This window comes from Pseudolysinimonas sp. (assembly GCF_051954455.1).
Taxonomy (GTDB): Bacteria; Actinomycetota; Actinomycetes; order Actinomycetales; family Microbacteriaceae; genus Pseudolysinimonas.
The window spans coordinates 82,781-100,109 of record NZ_JBQCHS010000013.1 but is presented as its reverse complement, the minus strand read 5'-3'; the positions used below and the strand labels follow the sequence as shown (position 1 = coordinate 100,109).

Genomic DNA, 17,329 nt, shown 5'->3' with positions numbered 1-17,329 from the left:
AGGACGCATCATGAGCGGCAAGCTGCTGTTCCTCGCCGGCCTCGCGGTCGGCTTCGTCGTCGGCGCACGTCAGGGTCGCGGAGCGTACGAGAGGCTGAAGGCACGGGCCTCCGATCTGTGGGCTCGCACCGCGCCGGGGAGGGCCTGATCATGCCCGACTGCACCGTCATCGCGACCTTCCAGGTCACGACCGAGGCCGATCGGGCCCAGGTTCAGGCACTGCTCGACCAGGGGCTCCGGGAGCTCGCGCCCATCGCCTCGCGGTACGGGGTGACGATCCGCGACGGTTCCGCGACCATCGAGGAGTAGGGGAGCCCTTCTCCCAGCCGGCGCTCAGAGTGCCGTGATCACGGGTGGGAGACGCCGGTCCAGGCACCGGACGGTCCCGCGGGGCGCCTGCTCGAGGCGCCGCATGAGACGGCCCTCATCCCCCGCCCGTACCGTCGTGGAGCGGCCGACAAGCCGAGGAAGAGGCAACAGCATGAGCGTCGTCGATACCCGGGCGACCCCCACGATCGAGCAGGAGCAGCCGGCGGAGTCCTCGCCGGTCAGGCGGTGGCAGGTGATCGCGATCGTCGTCGCCGGTTACGTGGCGGCCGCGGGCGCGGTCCTGGCGACGCTCCTGCTCCCGGTCCGATGACCCGCGGGCCGGCGGCCGGCGACCGGGGAGGCGTCACGCCGGTCCTGATCGTCGTGACCGCCGTGGTCGCGCTGGCCGCCCTCGCGGCGGCGGGGTACGGCGGCTGGTTCATCCTCACCCACTGACCCCGCGGTTTACGTGGACGATATGCGGCGGCTCCTACCATGGCCCCGTGCGGGTACTGGTCGTCGAGGATGAGCCGCTCATGGCCGGGGCGATCCGCGACGGCCTCCGTCTCGAGGCGATCGCGGCCGACCTCGCCGGCGACGGCGACACCGCGCTCGAGCTGCTCGCGGTCAACGCCTACGACATCGCCGTCCTCGATCGCGACAACCCCGGGCCGTCGGGCGACGAGGTCGCCGCGCACATCGTCGCCTCGGGCAGCGGGATCCCGATCCTCATGCTCACCGCCGCCGATCGCCTCGACGACAAGGCGTCCGGCTTCGAGCTCGGCGCCGACGACTACCTTACGAAGCCCTTCGAGCTCCGCGAGCTGACCCTCCGGCTGCGGGCGCTCGATCGTCGGCGCGCCCACCGCCGACCGCCGGTCCGGGAGATCGCCGGGCTGCGGCTCGACCCGTTCCGTCGCGAGGTCGTCCGCGACGGCCGCTATGTCGCGCTCACTCGCTAGCAGTTCGCGGTGCTCGAGGTGCTGGTCTCGGCGGAGGGCGGGGTCGTCTCCGCCGAGGAGCTGCTCGAGCGGGCCTGGGACGAGAACGCGGACCCGTTCACCAACGCCGTGCGGATCACGGTGTCGGCCCTGCGCAAGCGGCTCGGCGAGCCGTGGGTGATCGCCACGGTCCCGGGCGTCGGCTACCGCATCACAGACGGCGGCCCGGCCGACGGGGCCGCCCGTGCCTAGGCGCCCGGGGCTGAGCGTCCGGCTGCGCCTCACGCTCAGCTACGCCGGGTTCCTCGTCATCGCGGGCGGGCTCCTCCTCGCGGTCACGTACGTGTTCCTCCTGCGGTACGTGCCGACGTCGTCGTTCGACGGCCCGGGGCGCTACGACCTCATCCGGGCCTATCTGCCCGCCGCCTCCTGGGCGATGGTGTTCCTGCTGGCGCTGGGGATCGTCGGCGGCTGGGTCCTCTCCGGGGTCATGCTCGCGCCCCTCGCGCGGATCACGGTCGCGACCCGGCGGGCGGCGGCCGGCTCCCTCTCCCACCGCATCGAACTCGAGGGGCGCCAGGACGAGTTCCGGGAGCTGGCCGACAGCTTCGATCGGATGCTCGCGCGGATCGAGGCGCAGCTCGCCGAGCAGGCGCGGTTCGCCGCGAACGCCTCGCACGAACTCCGCACCCCGCTCGCGATCTCGCAGACGCTCCTCGACGTCGCTGCGAACGACCCCGACCGCGACCCCGCCGAGCTCATCGGGCGGCTGCGGACGGTCAACGACCGCGCGATCGAGCTGACGGAGGCCTTGCTCGTGCTGAGCCGGGCCGAGCAACGGGCCTTCGCCCGCGAGCGGGTCGATCTCTCGCTCGTGGCCGAGCAGGCGGCCGAGTCGCTGCTGCCCATCGCGGAGCGCAACGGCGTCGCCGTGGAGGTGCTCGGCGACGCGGCGGCCGCGCTCGGGTCTCCCGCGCTCCTGCTGCAGGTGGCGACCAACCTCCTGCACAACGCGATCGTGCACAACCTGCCGGAGGGCGGATCCGTCCGGATGGGGACGGCGCGCGCGGTCGGCGGCGTCCTCCTCGGTGTGGAGAACACGGGCGAGCGCCTCGCCCCGGAGCAGATCACGACGCTGACCGAGCCGTTCCAGCGGGGCACATCGCGCATCCGCAGCGATCAGGCGGGCGTGGGTCTCGGGCTCGCGATCGTCAAGAGCATCGTGCAGGCCCACGACGGGGTGCTGACGGTGGAGGCCCGGGAGGGCGGCGGGCTGCGCGTGACGGTGCGCCTCCCCTCGGCGCCCGCGGCCGCCTGACGTATCGCGCGCATATCGGCAATCGCATACGCGTCGGCAACGCGACGCTTCCTTGACTGGAGGCATGACCGCCACCGCCGCCCTCCCCCTCCCGCCCCGACTCGCGCACCGGCCTCCGGTCGGCCTCACCGTCTACGGTTGCGCGCCCGCGGAGGCCGCGCTCTTCCGAGAGCTGGCCCCGCGGCACGGTGTCGTGCCCGCGCTGGTCGGCGCCCCGCTCGCGCTCGTCGGCGACGCGGTGCTCCCGGCGCCGGGGAACGCGAGCGTGAGCGTGGAGCACACCTCCGAGGTGACGGCTGCGATGCTGGGCGCCTTGCACCGAGCGGGGGTGCGGCACGTGGCCACGCGCAGCATCGGCGTCGATCACATCGACCAGGCCGCCGCACGGGAGCACGGCATCGCCGTCACGAACGCCCGGTACGGTCCCGACGGCGTCGCCGACTTCACGGTCATGCTGATCCTCATGGCCGTCCGCCACGCAGGGAACGCGATCCGCGCGACGACACGTCGCGACCTCCGGCTCGGGGGGCGGCGCGACGCAGAGCTGCGCGAGCTCACCGTCGGCGTCGTGGGCGCCGGGCGGATCGGCGCCGCCGTGGTCGAACGGCTCCGCGGCTTCGGGTGCCGCGTCGTCGCCCACGATCCGGGCGGGACCTCCCGTGCGGCGGAGCGGGTCGGGCTCGCGGAGCTGCTGCGATCGAGCGACGTCGTCACCCTGCATGCCCCGCTCAGCGCCGCGACCCGGCACCTCATCGGCCGCGCGGAGCTCGCGGCGATGAAGCCGGGCGCGATCCTCGTCAACACGGCTCGAGGAGGTCTCGTGGACACCGTCGCCCTGCTCGGGGCGCTCGAGGCCGGGCACCTGGGCGGAGCCGCCCTCGATGTGATCGAGGGCGAGGACGCGGGGGAGGGCAACCCGTACCTCGGGCTGCTGCGCGCGCTCCCGAACGTCGTCGTCACGCCGCACACCGCCTACTTCACCGAGCGGGCGCTCCGCGACACGGTCGAGGAGACTCTCGTCATGGCCGTCGAGCTGGCCCGATGAGCCGCCCCGTCGTCGCGTTCCTCTTCGGTGGCGCGTCGGACGAGCACGACGTCTCGGTGAAGTCGGCGGGCGAGATCGCCGCCGCGCTCGACACGACACGATGGGAGCCGGTCTGGATCGGCATCACCCGATCCGGGGCCTGGATGCTCTGCGACGGGCCGGCAGCCGGGTGGCAGGACGGGAGCCTCCGCCGCGCCGTCGTATCGCCCGATCGCGACGTGCACGGGCTCCTCGTCGCCGAGGCCGATGGCGTGCGGGAGCTGCGCATCGACGCGGTCTTCCCGGTGCTGCACGGGCGAGGCGGCGAGGACGGCGCCGTTCAGGGGCTGCTCGAGCTCTCCGGCATCCCGTACGTGGGCTGCGACATCGCGGGCTCCGCGGTCTGCATGGACAAGGCCCTCGCGTACGTGGTCGCGCACTCCGCCGGGATCCCGACCCCGTCGTTCACGATCGTGCACGACGACCCGGTCCCGCCCGCGGTCGAGTACCCCGTGTTCGTGAAGCCGGCGCGCTCGGGGTCGTCGTTCGGTGTCCGCCGCGTCGACGCGCCGGGCGACCTGCCGGACGCGGTCGCGGACGCCCGCCGCTACGACCGGAAGGTGCTCATCGAGGGCGCCGTCGTCGGCACCGAGGTCGGCTGCGCCGTGATGGGCTCGGGGCCGGAACTCCTGGTCGGCGAGGTCGACATGATCACGATGGAGCACGGCTTCTTCCGCATCCACCAGGAGGCGGCGCCGGAGCAGGGCTCCGAGAACGCCGTCGTCACGGTCCCGGCGCCGGTCCCGCACGAGGTCCGCGACCGGATCCGCTCGACCGCCACGGCGATCTACCGGGCGCTCGGTTGCTCGGGGTTGGCGCGCGTCGACATGTTCCTCCGCCCCGACGGCGAGGTCGTGCTGAACGAGGTCAACACGCTGCCGGGCTTCACGTCGTACAGCCGGTATCCGCGGATGATGGCCGCCGCCGGCATCGGGATGACGGAGCTCGTGACCCGCCTCCTCGACGCCGCCCTGGCCGGCGCGCCCGTCCGGGTGCCGTGATGCACCCGGGGTTCGTCTTCCTCGACGAGGCGCTCGGCGGGGTGCGGTGGGACGCGAAGTACGCGACCTGGGACAACTTCACGGGCGCCCCGGTCGACGGCTACGAGGCGAACCGGGTGGTCGGATCGCTCGCGCTCGCCGAGGCGCTGCTCCGCGCGACGGGGCACGCGGGGGCGGAGGGGCTCGGCCTCCTGCTCTGGGACGGCTACCGCCCGCAGCGTGCGGTCGATCGGTTCCGCGACTGGGCGCGCGAGCCCGAGGACGGGCGCACCAAGGCGCGCTTCTACCCCCGGATCGAGCGCGCCGACATGTTCCGGCAGGGCTACGTCGCCGACCGCTCGGGGCACAGCCGCGGCGCCGCCGTCGATCTGACGCTGTACCGGCTCGACACCGGCGAGCTGCTGCCGATGGGCGGCGGGCACGACCTCATGGACGCGCTGTCGCATCACGGCGCGTCGGAGGCGACGGCGTCCGAGGCGGCGGCGCGGGCGACGCTCGCCCGGATCATGACGGGGAGCGGATTCCGCCCGTACGCGTGCGAGTGGTGGCACTACGCGCTCGCGGAGGAGCCGCATCCCGACGAGTACTTCGACTTCCCGCTGGCGGGCTGACCGTCGCGGGCCGGCTCCCGGGTAGCGTGCCCGGGTGAGCACGATGCGCGCCGTCCGGGTCCTGGCGTTCGGGCAGGAACCCGAGCTGGTCGACGTGCCCGTCCCCGCTCCGGGCCCGCGCGACGCGCTCGTCCGCGTCGAGGCGACGGGGCTCTGCCGCAGCGACGCGCACGCCTGGCGGGGCGCCGACGAGACGGCGCGTGCGCCCTACACGCCCGGCCACGAGTTCGTGGGAATCGTTGCGGCGGTCGGGGCGGAGGTGACACGCGTCGGGATCGGGCAGCGGGTGACCACCCCGTTCGTGTGCGGCTGCGGCGCGTGCGACGACTGCCGGGCGGGGCGCGCCCAGGTGTGCCGGTTCCAGGAGCAGCCGGGCTTCACCTACGACGGGTCGTTCGCGGAGTACGTCCTCATCCGCAACGCCGACCTGAACGCCGTGGTCGTGCCCGACGACGTCGATCCCGCGGGAGCGGCGCTCCTCGGCTGCCGATTCGCGACCTCCTACCGGGGGCTGGTCGACCGCGCCGCGCTCCGGGCCGGAGAGACGGTGGCCGTGCTCGGCTGCGGCGGGGTGGGCCTCTCGGCCGTCCTCATCGCGGTCGCCCTGGAGGCGCGGGTCGTCGCCGTCGACGTGGCGCCGGCCGCGCTCGAGCGCGCGCGGGCGGCCGGCGCGCACCGCACCGTCGGCATCGAGGGCCTCGACGACGATGCGGCGGTCGCCGCGATCCGCGGGGCGACGGACGGCGGGCCCGCGGTGGCGGTCGAGGCGCTCGGACGGGCGGCGACCCTCGCGGTCGGGGTGCGGTCGCTCGCGAGCGAGGGCCGGCTCGTGCAGATCGGGCTGCTCGGCGAGGATCCTGTCGTGCCGATGGGCGAGGTGATCGCACGCGAGCTCGCCGTCCTCGGCAGCCACGGCATGGCGGCGGCCGACTACCCGCGCCTGCTCGACCTGGTGCGGTCAGGCGGACTCGATCCCGCCTCCCTCGTCACCCGCACGATCGCGCTCGACGAGGCCCCCGCCGCGCTCAGCGCCCTCGGCGCCGGCACCGCGGCACCCGGAGTGACGATGATCCGCCCCTGACCCGTCGTCACCCGCGGTCCGAATCACGGAGATCCGGTCGCTTCGCCGCTGGGTGTCCGATGCCGCGGGTGCGGGGGTCAGGATCTCCGTGATTCGGACGACCAGCGCCGACGCGAGGGGACCTCGCCTGTCTTAGAGACGCATGGGGATGCGCTTGGTCGGCTGTGGCCGTGTCGATGCGATCGGAGGTGGCGCGGTGCCGGCGTGGCTGAGCGGGATACCCGTGGCGGGCGGTGCTGCGCTGATCGGGTCGGCCTCGGTCGCGGCAGCGGTCCTGATCGCCGCCGTCGCGACCGCCCGCTCGCGTCGACTCGTGATCGCGCTGCTCTCGGCGGTGCCCGGAGCGGCCGTCGGGCTCGCGACCGCGTGGATCACGACCGTCCCGCTCGATCTCTTCGACGTGCAGCTCAGCCCGGTGTCGACCGCGTGGATCGGCGCCGCCTTCGCCGCGGCCGGCGTCGCGGTCGCCGCGATCATCCAGGGCGGAACGCGGCGGCGGGTGCTCGGGGCGGTCGCCCTCGTGCTCGCGCTCCTCTCCGGCGCCCTCGGCGTGAACGCGGACTTCGGCCAGTACACGACCCTCGGGTCCTTCGTCGACCAGCCGATCGCGCTGCCGCTCGCGCGTCAGCTCGCGACGGCGCAGGCCGCCAACGCCCCCGGGACCGCCCCGCTCACCGCCGCGGCGGCCTCCGCGCCGGCCGCGGAGCTGTGGCGCGACACGCCGATCCCGAGCGCCCCGCACGACGGTGTCGTGGCGCAGGTCACGATCCCGGCGACGGTCTCGCACTTCCCTGCCCGCCCGGCCTACGTGTACCTGCCGCCGGCCGCGCAGGTGCCGGACCCCCCGCGCCTGCCGGTGCTGATCTTCCTCTCCGGTCAGCCCGGGGCGCCGCAGAACGTCATCCAGTCCGGCCGGATGGCCGACATCATGAACGCCTTCGCGCACGCCCACGGCGGCCTCGCGCCCATCGTCGTCGCCCCCGACCAGCTCGGCTCGCCCGCGTCGAACCCGATGTGCGTCGACTCCCCGCTCGGCGACTCGGCGACCTACCTCACGGTCGACGTGCCGAACTGGATCCGCACCCACCTCGCCGTCCAGCCGCAGCGCTCCGCGTGGGCGATCGGCGGGTTCTCGCAGGGCGGCACCTGCTCGATCCAGCTCGGCGCCGGATTCCCGAAGCTGTTCGGCAGCATCATCGACGTCTCGGGGCAGGTCCACCCCATCAACGGGAGCGTCGCCCAGACCATCGCGCGCGGCTTCGGCGGGGACGCCGCGAAGTACCGGGCCGCCCAGCCCCTCTCCCTCCTCGCCGCGCATGCGCCGTACTCTCACGTCGTGGGGGTCTTCGGGTCGGGAGCGCTCGACGCGAAGTACACGCCGGAGGCGAACACGGTCGCCGCGGCCGCCCGGGCGGCCGGGATCCGGACCTCGCGCGTCGTCTCGCCGGGCACAGCCCATGACTGGCACACCGTGCAGTGGGTCCTCGGCCGGCCGAGCACCCCGGTCTGGCGCCACCTCGGGATCGAGAAGCCATGACGCGGATCACCCGGTTCCTGCATCGCGCGCGACGCTATCCGGCGACGCTCGTCATCACGCTCCTGCTCGCGGGCCTCGGCATCACCGCGCTCGCGACCGGATCGCGCGGCCCATTCACGCTCGAGAGCGCCGGCCTCGACGCAGCGGGGCTCGGCGCACGGCACTGGTGGGTCGTCCTGTCGTCGGTCGTGCCGGTCGGCGGCCTGCTCCAGCTGATCGTCACGCTCGTGGCCACCGTCATCGGGCTCGGCCTGGCGGAGCGCGCGATGGGCACGCGGCGCGTTGTCGTGGCGTTCGTCGTCACCGGCGTCGTCGCGTCGCTGGTCGGGATCGGCCTCCAGACGCTCGGCACGCAGCTCGGGGAATCGTGGTCGCGCGCCGTGAGCGAGACCGACACCGTCGATCCCCTGACACCCGTCGCGGGCGCGCTCGCGTGGGCGTCGGCGTGGCTCGGTCAGCTGTGGCGGCGGCGCGTGCGCACCGTGCTCGTGGGCGGCGGGGCCGCGCTCCTGCTCTACTCCGGGCAGCCGGCGGACCTCTACCTGCTCCTCGCCGTCGTCCTCGGCCTCGTCGCGGGCCGGTTGCGGCACCCGGTGGTGCGCGCACCGCGCGGCGCGCGGGAGACCCGCTCGATGCTGTCGATCGTCGCGGCGATCCTCGCCGTGGGGCCGGTGCTGACGGTCGTGTCGGCGACCCGGTACGGCCTCCTCTCGCCGCTCGGAGTGGCGCTCCTCGGGGGCGCCCCGCGCGGCACCGCGGTGTGCCGGGCGCAGGACGTCGGCGCCGCCTGCATCGAGGGACTGACACATCACCGCCTCACCACGCCGGGCGGCCTGCTCGTTGCACTCCTCCCGCTCGTGCTGCTGCTCGTCGGCGCGCGCGGTCTCGCGGCGGGCCGGCGCGCCGCGCTCGTCCTCGTCATCGTCGTCAGCCTCCTCAACTCCGTCGCCGCCGCCTGGTACCTCGGCGTGCTGCCCGTCGTGGGCGGTCCGTTCGCGACGGGTGTGCGGGCCGGGCACGAATGGGAGCTCGCCCTGTCGCTGATTGTCAGCACGCTCATCCCGCTGGCGTTCGCGGTCGTGCTGTTCGTCTTCCGGCGCCTGTTCCCGCTGCACACGTCGGCGGCGCGCGCGCGGATGGGCGGCGCGGTCGGCGGGATCGGGGCCGCCGTGGTCCTCGCCGTCGTCGTCGCCGTGGCCGTCCTGCACCCGCAGGGGTTCACGCCGGCGCCCCGCCCGCTCACGGTGCTGCTGTCGATCGTCGACCGGCTGACGCCCGCTCCCTTCCTCCGTCACGCGATCGCGCCGCTGCGCGGAACGGACCCCATCGGCGAGGTCACCTTGGCCGTCGTGGGTCCGCTCCTCTGGCTCGTCGTGCTCGCGGCTGCGCTCGTCGTGCTCGGCGGGCGCCGGGTCGAGGCCGCGACCGCCGAGGCCCCCGGCATCGACGGTCTCCTCGCCGGCGGCTCCGGCACGCTGGGGCACATGGCGACCTGGCCCGGCGTGCGGCTCTGGACGGCGCCCGACGGCGCGGCTGGGGTCGCGTACCGGCTCGTCGACGGGGCGGCGATCACGGTCGGCGACCCGGTCGGCCGCGTCGCCGACCCCGATGCGCTCCTCGACGGTTTCCTGCGCTTCTGCGACACCACCGCGTGGCAGCCCGTGTTCTACAGCGTGCACGCAGAGTGGGAGCGCCGGCTCCGCTCGCGCGGCTGGTCGTCGCTCGTCGTGGCGGAGGAGGCGGTCATCGACCCGGCGACCTTCCAGCTCGCGGGCAAGGCGATGCAGGAGGTGCGCACCTCGGTCAACCGGGCCGACCGGCTCGGGCTGCACGCGGAGTGGCTGGTCGGCGACCGGCTGCCGCGCCGCCGGATGGACCAGCTCATGGAGCTCTCCGACGAGTGGATGGCGGGCCGCGACCTGCCGGAGCTCGGATTCACGCTCGGCGGCCTCGACGAGCTGGAGGACCCGGACGTCGAGGTGGGCCTCGTCGTCGACGAGGAGGACCGCATCCTCGCCGTCACGAGCTGGCTGCCGGTGCGCCGCGACGGCGCCCTCGTCGGCCGCACGCTCGACGTCATGCGCCGCCGCCGCGACGCGCCGAACGGCACCATGGAGTTCCTCATCGCCGACGCCGTCGCCCGTGCGCGCGAGGCGGGCCTCGAGCTGGTGAGCCTGTCCGGCTCCCCGCTCGCACGGTCCGAGACCACGACCCCGGGACCGCTGGACCGCGTGCTCGGCTCGCTCGGCGGCGCGCTCGAGCCGGTCTACGGGTTCCGCTCCCTCATGCGCTTCAAGGCCAAGTTCAAGCCGGCGCTGCGGCCGATGTACCTGGTCGTGCGCGACCCGCTCGCGCTGCCGACGATCGGCGTCGCCATCGCGCGCGCCTACCTGCCGGGCGCGGGCCTGCGAGAAGCCCGAGCAGTGCTATCCGCGCGCTGAGCGGGGTCCACGATGGGAGCATGCACTTCCGTCATCTGGGCAACTCCGGCTTCAAGATCTCCGAGATCACCTACGGCAACTGGCTGACCCACGGGTCGCAGATCGAGAACGACGCGGCGACCGCGTGCGTGCACGCGGCGCTCGACGCGGGCATCACGACGTTCGACACCGCCGACGTCTACGCGAACACCGCCGCCGAGACCGTGCTCGGCGAGGCGCTGAAGGGCGAGCGCCGCGAGTCGCTCGAGATCATGACCAAGGTCTTCGGGCCGATCGGGCCGAAGGGTCACAACGACGTCGGGCTCTCGCGCAAGCACATCCACGACGGCGTCAACGGATCGCTGAAGCGCCTGCAGACCGACTACATCGACGTCTACCAGGCGCACCGCTTCGACCACTTCACGCCGATCGAGGAGACGATGCAGACCTTCGCCGACCTCGTCCGCGCGGGCAAGGTCCTCTACATCGGCGTGAGCGAGTGGACCGCCGACCAGCTGCGCGCCGGGCACACCCTGGCGCGGGAGCTCGGCATCCAGCTCGTCTCCAACCAGCCCGAGTACTCGGCGCTCTGGCGCGTGATCGAGGCCGAGGTTGAGCCGACCTCGCGCGAGCTCGGCATCTCGCAGGTGGTCTGGTCGCCGATCGCGCAGGGCGTGCTCACGGGCAAGTACCTGCCGGGTCAGCAGCCACCGGAGGGCTCGCGCGCGACCGACGAGAAGGGCGGCGCGAACATGATCAAGCGCTGGATGTCGGATGACGTGCTGAACCGCGTGCAGCAGCTCACGCCGATCGCCGACGAGCTCTCGCTGTCGCTCGCGCAGCTCGCGGTAGCCTGGGTGCTCCAGAACGACAACATCGCGACGGCGATCATCGGCGCCTCGCGGCCGGAGCAGGTCGTCGAGAACGCGAAGGCGTCGGGCGTCACGATCCCGACCGAGCTCATGTCGCGCATCGACGAGGTGCTCGGCGACGCCGTCGAGCGCGATCCGTCGATCACGGCGACGCGGTCGCCCGCGCAGCGCGAGGCCTGACCCGCGCGGGTCGAGGAGCCGGCGCGGCCGGCGTATCGAGACCTCCATTCGCGCTGGAAGGTCTCGATGCGCCGCGTCGCGGCTTCTCGACCCGCCGTAGCGTGGCGGCATGACCGACACCGCCGCCGCTCGGAAGCAGGATCGCGGCTTCTTCGGCCAGCCCCGCCCGCTCGCGACGCTGTTCGGCGTCGAGACCTGGGAGCGGTTCTCGTTCTACGGGATGCAGGGCATCCTCATCCTGTACCTGTACTTCTCGGTGGCGGACGGCGGTCTCGGCATCCCGAAGCCGGTCGCCACGGGCATCGTCGGAGCGTACGGCGGCGCGGTCTACCTCGCGACGATCCTCGGCGCGTGGCTCGCCGACCGGGTGCTCGGCGCGGAGCGGACGCTCTTCGCGTCGGCGGCCGTCGTCATGCTCGGCCACATCGCGCTCGCCCTGCTCCCCGGGCTCGTCGGCGTCGCGGTCGGGCTCGTGCTCATCGCGCTCGGCTCCGGCGGCGTGAAGGCGAACTCCGCGTCGATCCTCGGCATGCTGTACGAGCGCGGCGACACCCGTCGTGATGCCGGCTTCTCGCTCTACTACTTCGGGGTCAACCTCGGGGCTTTCTTCGGACCCCTCCTGACCGGGCTCCTGCAGTCGACGCTCGGATTCCACATCGGATTCGGGCTCGCCGCGGTCGGCATGGCGGCGGGACTCCTCCAGTACGCGGTGGGCCGGCGCCGGCTGCCGGACGCGGCGCGCGCCGTGACCGACCCGCTGCCCGCCTCCCGGCGCCTGCCGATGGTCCTCGTCGCGGTCGGCGCGCTCGTGGTGATCGCGGTCCTCATCCTGACGGGGGTGATCCGCGCCGACAACCTCGTCCTGGTCGTCATCGGCGTCGTGATCGTCGCCGCGGTCGTCTACTTCATCCGGATGATCTCCGACCGGGCGATCTCGTCGGACGAACGCAGCCGGGTCGTCGCCTTCATCCCGCTCTTCGTCGTCAACGCGGTCTTCTGGTCGCTGTACCAGCAGCAGTTCACGGCGGTGCCGATCTACACCGACGAGCGGCTCGACCGCCGCGTGTTCGGGTGGGAGTTCCCGATCCCGTGGGTGCAGTCCATCAACCCGGTCTTCATCCTCATCCTGTCCATCGTCTTCACGGCGATCTGGACCCGGCTCGGCGCGCGGCAGCCGAGCGCACCCGTGAAGTTCGCGCTCGGCGCGATCGTGATGGGCGCGGCGTTCCTGCTGTTCCTGCCGTTCTCGGGAACGGGACCGCACGGCACGCCGATCCTGGCTCTCGTGGCGATCATCCTCGTCTTCACGATCGCGGAACTCCTCATCTCGCCGCCTGGTCTCTCGGCCTCGACGAAGCTCGCGCCCGACAAGTACACGACGCAGATGGTCGCGCTGTACTACCTGTCGATCTCGCTCGGCACGGCGGCGTCGGGTCTGCTCGCGGGGTTCTACGCCCCGAAGGTCGAGGTGCCGTACTTCCTGCTGATCGGCGCCGCGGCGATCGTGGTCGGACTGGTGCTGCTCGCGGTCGCGCGTCCCGTGCTGCGGCTCATGCGCGGCGTCCGCTAGTGCGGGTCGAGTAGCGCCGACGGCGCGCATCGAGACCCCATGATCCAGTCCCTCGAGCTGATCCTCGACGAGGACGCCGACGCCGCGATCCGCGCGGAGTGGGAGGCGCTCGCCGCCGCCGGGCTCCCGAGTCAGGCGCTCCACCGCGGGGTGAGCAACCGCCCGCACGTGACGCTGCTGGTGCGGGCGGCGCTGCCCCTTCCCGGCTCCGTGGAGGGGATCCCGCTGCCGCTGGTGCTCGGATCGCCGATCGTCCTCGGGGTCGGCGAGCGGCGCACGATCGCGCGGCTGGTAGTGCCGTCGCGCGAGCTGCTGGAGCTGCACCGAGAGCTGCACGACGCCGTCGGGCCCGGCGACGACGCCCCGCACTCGACGCCGGGGGAGTTGACGCCGCACGTGACGCTCGCGCGGCGCGTGCCGCTCGCCGACGTGGGCCGGGCCGTCGCCCTGGTCGGTGCGGAGCTCCGCGCGACCGCCGTCGGCCTCCGCCACTGGAACGCGGACACCCGCGTCGTCACGACGGTCGCCGCTGGGGACAAATGACGGAGAATCCGCGCACCGCCGGCCGGAATCGGCGGTGGAACGGGGATGCCGGTGGCTCTCGGCGGGTGTCTTCCGTCATTCGTCGCCGCCGCGGTCTACTCGGCGCGAACCGGCCGGAACACCCAGAGGCGGTAGAGGGCGAAGCGCAGGACGGTGCCGAGGCCGAGGCCGATCACGTTGGCCGAGATGTTGTCGTCGGCGGTGGTCCGCAGCCCCAGCAGGTCATGGCTGACGGCGAGGCAGATGAGCGACACCGCGCTGCCGATGAGGCTCGCGGCGAAGAACTCGACGGCCTCCCGCAGCACGACGTGGCGCGGCCCGGTCCGGCGCTCCCGGCGGAACGCGATCGTGCGGTTGCCGATCCAGTTGACGAGGATCGCGAGCGACACCGAGATGGCCTTCGCCCAGAGCTCGCCGTTCGCGACGTGGGCCGGCGACAAGGCGGTGGCGCGCAGCGCGTTGAAGACGCCGACATCGACGAGGAATCCGACCCCGCCGACCGCGAGGAACGCGAGCCCCTGCCGCAGCAGCGTGCGGAGGCGGGACGGGACGACGAGGGCGTGCTCAGACACGGGCGGGCTCCGGCTCCGCCGGACTCGCGCGGCGTGCCCGGGCGCGCGCCCGTCCGGCTCGGCCGCCGAGGCCGGCGAGGCCCCACGCCGTGACGCGGACCAGGGCCTCCACGACGATGCGGCCGCTCATCTTGCTCTGTCCGAGCTCCCGGTCGGCGAACGTGATCGGCACCTCGGCGATGCGCAGCCCGGCGAGCACCGACCGCCACAGCATCTCGATCTGGAAGCTGTACCCGGAGCTGTGCACGCGCTCCGGGCGGATGCGGGGGAGCGCCGCCGCACGGTAGGCGCGGAAGCCGCTCGTCGCGTCGTGCTCCTCGATCCCGAGGGCGAGCCGCGCGTAGAGCGAGCCGGAGCGGGAGATGAGTCGACGGGAGAGCGGCCAGCCCTCGACGACGCCGCCGGGGATCCAGCGGGCCCCGATCGCGAGGTCCGCGTGGTCGAGGGCCGCGAGGAGCGCCGGCAGCTGCTCCGGGCGGTGCGAGCCGTCGGCGTCCATCTCCACGAGCACGTCGTGGCCTCGCTCGAGCCCCCAGGCGAAGGCCGCGAGGTAGGCGGCGCCGAGGCCCTGCTTGCCCGGCCGGTGCAGCACGTGCACGTGGGAGTCGCGCGCGGCGAGGGCGTCGGCGATGTCACCCGTGCCGTCCGGCGAGGCGTCGTCGGCGATCAGCACATGCGCGTCGGGGACCGCAGCGCGGACCCGGGCGACGATCGCGGCGATCGACTCGGCCTCGTCGTAGGTGGGGATGCACACCAGGGCGGTCATGACTCCAGGTCACCAAGCGCGGTCCCAGAAACGTCCCAGACGTCCCGGTTCCTTTCGTGGGAGATTTCTGTGACCGGGATGGGGAGCATCATCGCGAAGGAGGTCCGCCATGACCGACGATCGACCCCGCCTGCTGCTGATCGAGGACGACGCCAAGCTCGGCCCCGTCATGCGCGACGTGCTCGAGGAGGTCTACGCCGTCACGCTCTGCGCCGACGCGAAGAGCGGATTCGAGACGGCGCGCGACGGCGACTTCGACGTCATGGTCGTCGACCGGCGGCTCCCCGGTGCGGACGGCAGCGACGTCGTGCAGGCCCTGCGCTCCGGCGGTGTGACGACCCCGATGCTCATGCTGACGGCGCTCGGCACCGTGCACGACAAGGTGCGCGGACTCGACGCCGGCGCCAACGACTACCTGGTCAAGCCGTTCGAGTACCCGGAGCTGTTCGCCCGGCTGCGCGCGATCCGCCGCGTCTTCTCCGGCGAGGGCCCTTTCATCCGGATCGGCGCGTGGGAGTTCTACCCCGAGAGCCGCGCCGTGTACTCGCCGTACGACGGCCGCTCGATCCTCACGGAGCGCGAGAACCAGCTGCTGCGGCTGCTGGCCGAGAACCCGCAGCGGACCTTCTCGCGGGAGCAGATCCTGCGCTCGGTCTTCGACGAGAACGACCAGCCGGGCACCGTCGACACCTACGTCCACTACGTGCGACGCAAGACCGATGTCGACATGATCACGACCGTCCGCGGGCAGGGCTACCGCCTGGGCCAGCTCTAGCCCTCCCGCTCCGGCCGGTCCCGGCTCCGCACCATCATCGCGCCGCTGTGACGAATGACGGAGATCCGGGCGTCCGTGATGCCGTCGTCCCCGGGATCCGGCGGTCGGGTGCAGAGGGGTCGCGCGGATCTCCGTCATTCGTGTCAGCTTCGCGGGAGCAGGAGGAGGCGATCGGGGCCGTCTCAGACTCTTCTGGGAAGGGATGCGCTGGACTGGGGGGCATGCTCCGCCCGATCCGCCGCCCGCGCCGGCACCGACTCGGCACCGCCGCGCTCGCCGCGACGCTCGTCGGCGTCGCCGCGGTCGCGATCTCGGCGATGGGCTCCTGGATCCCGTCCCTCTGGGGCGATGAGGCCGCGAGCCTCCTGTCGGCGGAGCGTCCGCTGCCGACGCTGTTCGTCGAGCTGGGCCACGTCGACGCGGTGCACGGCACGTACTACCTCTTCCTGCACTTCTGGATCCAGGTGTTCGGAACCTCGCCGTTCGCCATCCGGTTCCCGAGCGCGCTCGCGGTCGGGATCTGCGCGGCCGGCGTCGTGCTGCTCGGCCGGCGGATGCGCTCCCTCCCGTTCGGGGTCGCGGCGGGCGTCATCGTCGCGGTGCTCCCGCGCACGACCTACGTCGGCGAGGAAGCGCGCTCGTACGCGATGACCATGACCGTCGCGACCTGGCTCACCCTGATCCTGGTCGTGGCGCTCACCCGGCACGGACGCGTTCGAGGGCTCTGGATCGCCTACGGCGTCCTGCTCGCCTTCGGCACCTACCTCTTCATGTACACGGCGCTCGTCGCGGTCGGGCACGCGCTCGTGCTGCTCGTCATCACGCGCCGACGCCGCGTGTTGAGGCCGTTCTTCTTCGCCGCCGGCGCGGCCGCGGTCGCCGCGGCGCCCCTCATCGTGGCGGGTGCGCTCCAGAAGGGCCAGATCGCCTTCCTCGCCGAGCGCGACGTCGTCACGCCCGAGTCGGTCTTCGTCTCCACCTGGTTCGGCACCGACTGGTTCGCGGTGCTCGGCTGGGCCCTGGTGCTCGGCGGAGTCGCGGTCGCCGTCGTCCCCTGGGTACGGCGACGCGCGGGTCTGGTCCGTCATCCGGCGGACCTCCTCATCGTCGCCTGGCTCATCGTGCCGTCGGGCGTGCTGATCGGCACGAGCCCGATCGTCGCCGGCTTCACCGCGCGGTACCTCGCCCTCTGCACCCCGGCGATCGCCCTGCTCATGACGCTCGCCCTCTTCTTCCTCGCCGCGCGCTGGCGCCCCGCGCTCGTGATCGGGACAGCCGTCGTCGTCGCGGCCGCGATCGTCCCGTGGGCGTCCGAGCGTGGTCCCTACGCGAAGAACCGCAGCGACTGGGCGGAGATCTCCGCCCACCTGCAGGAGGTCGCACGCCCCGGGGACGCCGTTCTGTTCGACGAGGGGACTCGACCGTCCCGCCGCACCCGGCTGGCGCTGCGGACCTACCCGATCGCGACCCCGCTGCGCGACCCGCTGCTGGCGGCGCCTTTCTGGCGGACCGACACCTGGTACGACCGGACCCTCCCCATCGGGACCGCCATCGCCGACGGCCGATTCGACGGCATCACCCGCGTGTGGGCGGTGGAGTACGCGAGCGGCGGCCACGTCGACCGCTACGGTCTCGCGGACCTCGAGCGGCTCGGGTTCCATCGCGGGCGGGTGCTCACCCAGCACACCAGCCGTATCATCGAACTGACCCGTCCTTTGAGTCTCCTGGGGCCCTGCTTGAGAAACTAGG

The 17,329-nt window shown here is 73.2% G+C and carries 18 protein-coding genes and 1 pseudogene; 17 read left to right on the top strand and 2 right to left on the bottom strand.

What is annotated here, in order from left to right:
• The first annotated feature begins 10 nt into the window (after positions 1 to 10).
• The 15 genes and pseudogenes from ACTHM3_RS05285 to ACTHM3_RS05215 all read left to right on the top strand — a co-directional run bounded on the left by ACTHM3_RS05285 (position 11) and on the right by ACTHM3_RS05215 (position 13,467).
• On the top strand, positions 11 to 148 hold the full coding sequence (locus tag ACTHM3_RS05285; RefSeq protein ID WP_440405055.1) for a hypothetical protein: 138 nt from the start codon (positions 11 to 13) through the stop codon (positions 146 to 148).
• A gap of 2 nt (positions 149 to 150) precedes the next feature.
• Positions 151 to 309: a hypothetical protein gene (locus tag ACTHM3_RS05280; RefSeq protein WP_440405054.1), complete on the top strand. Its 159-nt coding sequence runs from the start codon at positions 151 to 153 to the stop codon at positions 307 to 309.
• 172 nt (positions 310 to 481) lie between these two features.
• Positions 482 to 640, top strand: a complete 159-nt coding sequence (locus ACTHM3_RS05275; RefSeq protein ID WP_440405053.1) for a hypothetical protein — start codon at positions 482 to 484, stop codon at positions 638 to 640.
• Positions 637 to 765 (top strand): hypothetical protein, encoded by a 129-nt coding sequence (locus tag ACTHM3_RS05270; RefSeq protein WP_440405052.1) that lies wholly within the window; start codon positions 637 to 639, stop codon positions 763 to 765. Before ACTHM3_RS05275 ends, ACTHM3_RS05270 begins: the two co-directional genes overlap by 4 nt.
• Before the next feature lie 47 nt (positions 766 to 812).
• Positions 813 to 1,502, top strand: a pseudogene (locus tag ACTHM3_RS05265) (response regulator transcription factor).
• Complete coding sequence (locus ACTHM3_RS05260; protein WP_440405051.1) at positions 1,495 to 2,568, top strand: sensor histidine kinase; 1,074 nt, start codon at positions 1,495 to 1,497, stop codon at positions 2,566 to 2,568. Before ACTHM3_RS05265 ends, ACTHM3_RS05260 begins: the two are co-directional and overlap by 8 nt.
• Before the next feature lie 64 nt (positions 2,569 to 2,632).
• Positions 2,633 to 3,613: an NAD(P)-dependent oxidoreductase gene (locus ACTHM3_RS05255; protein WP_440405050.1), complete on the top strand. Its 981-nt coding sequence runs from the start codon at positions 2,633 to 2,635 to the stop codon at positions 3,611 to 3,613.
• The gene (locus ACTHM3_RS05250; RefSeq protein WP_440405049.1) at positions 3,610 to 4,653 is read left to right on the top strand and encodes a D-alanine--D-alanine ligase family protein; all 1,044 of its coding nucleotides are present in this window, start codon (positions 3,610 to 3,612) and stop codon (positions 4,651 to 4,653) included. Before ACTHM3_RS05255 ends, ACTHM3_RS05250 begins: the two co-directional genes overlap by 4 nt.
• On the top strand, positions 4,653 to 5,264 hold the full coding sequence (vanX, locus tag ACTHM3_RS05245) for a D-Ala-D-Ala dipeptidase VanX (RefSeq protein WP_440405048.1): 612 nt from the start codon (positions 4,653 to 4,655) through the stop codon (positions 5,262 to 5,264). The genes ACTHM3_RS05250 and vanX overlap by 1 nt, the downstream gene beginning before the upstream one ends.
• 43 nt (positions 5,265 to 5,307) lie before the next feature.
• Positions 5,308 to 6,345, top strand: a complete 1,038-nt coding sequence (locus ACTHM3_RS05240; protein ID WP_440405122.1) for an alcohol dehydrogenase catalytic domain-containing protein — start codon at positions 5,308 to 5,310, stop codon at positions 6,343 to 6,345.
• Positions 6,346 to 6,568: 223 nt separating this feature from the next.
• Complete coding sequence (locus ACTHM3_RS05235; RefSeq protein ID WP_440405047.1) at positions 6,569 to 7,882, top strand: alpha/beta hydrolase; 1,314 nt, start codon at positions 6,569 to 6,571, stop codon at positions 7,880 to 7,882.
• Positions 7,879 to 10,323 (top strand): bifunctional lysylphosphatidylglycerol flippase/synthetase MprF, encoded by a 2,445-nt coding sequence (locus ACTHM3_RS05230; protein WP_440405046.1) that lies wholly within the window; start codon positions 7,879 to 7,881, stop codon positions 10,321 to 10,323. Before ACTHM3_RS05235 ends, ACTHM3_RS05230 begins: the two co-directional genes overlap by 4 nt.
• A 20-nt stretch (positions 10,324 to 10,343) precedes the next feature.
• Positions 10,344 to 11,354: an aldo/keto reductase family protein gene (locus ACTHM3_RS05225; RefSeq protein ID WP_440405045.1), complete on the top strand. Its 1,011-nt coding sequence runs from the start codon at positions 10,344 to 10,346 to the stop codon at positions 11,352 to 11,354.
• Between the two features lie 109 nt (positions 11,355 to 11,463).
• Positions 11,464 to 12,924, top strand: coding sequence for a peptide MFS transporter (locus ACTHM3_RS05220; RefSeq protein ID WP_440405044.1), 1,461 nt, complete (start codon positions 11,464 to 11,466; stop codon positions 12,922 to 12,924).
• A 39-nt stretch (positions 12,925 to 12,963) separates the two neighbouring features.
• A complete protein-coding gene (locus ACTHM3_RS05215; protein ID WP_440405043.1) occupies positions 12,964 to 13,467 on the top strand; it encodes a 2'-5' RNA ligase family protein in 504 nt (167 codons plus the stop codon).
• 95 nt (positions 13,468 to 13,562) lie between these two features.
• On the opposite strand, the gene ACTHM3_RS05210 is transcribed toward ACTHM3_RS05215, so the two are convergent.
• Positions 13,563 to 14,039 carry a GtrA family protein gene (locus ACTHM3_RS05210; protein ID WP_440405042.1) on the bottom strand — a complete coding sequence of 159 codons (477 nt, stop codon included), beginning with the start codon at positions 14,037 to 14,039 and terminating at the stop codon, positions 13,563 to 13,565.
• A complete protein-coding gene (locus tag ACTHM3_RS05205) occupies positions 14,032 to 14,805 on the bottom strand; it encodes a polyprenol monophosphomannose synthase (RefSeq protein ID WP_440405041.1) in 774 nt (257 codons plus the stop codon). Before ACTHM3_RS05205 ends, ACTHM3_RS05210 begins: the two co-directional genes overlap by 8 nt.
• A gap of 109 nt (positions 14,806 to 14,914) precedes the next feature.
• Between ACTHM3_RS05205 and ACTHM3_RS05200 the strand changes: the two genes are divergently transcribed.
• Together ACTHM3_RS05200 and ACTHM3_RS05195 are read left to right on the top strand one after the other, a co-directional pair.
• A complete protein-coding gene (locus tag ACTHM3_RS05200) occupies positions 14,915 to 15,580 on the top strand; it encodes a response regulator transcription factor (protein ID WP_440405040.1) in 666 nt (221 codons plus the stop codon).
• A gap of 221 nt (positions 15,581 to 15,801) precedes the next feature.
• Positions 15,802 to 17,328 carry a glycosyltransferase family 39 protein gene (locus ACTHM3_RS05195; protein WP_440405039.1) on the top strand — a complete coding sequence of 509 codons (1,527 nt, stop codon included), beginning with the start codon at positions 15,802 to 15,804 and terminating at the stop codon, positions 17,326 to 17,328.
• The last annotated feature ends 1 nt before the right edge of the window (position 17,329 follow it).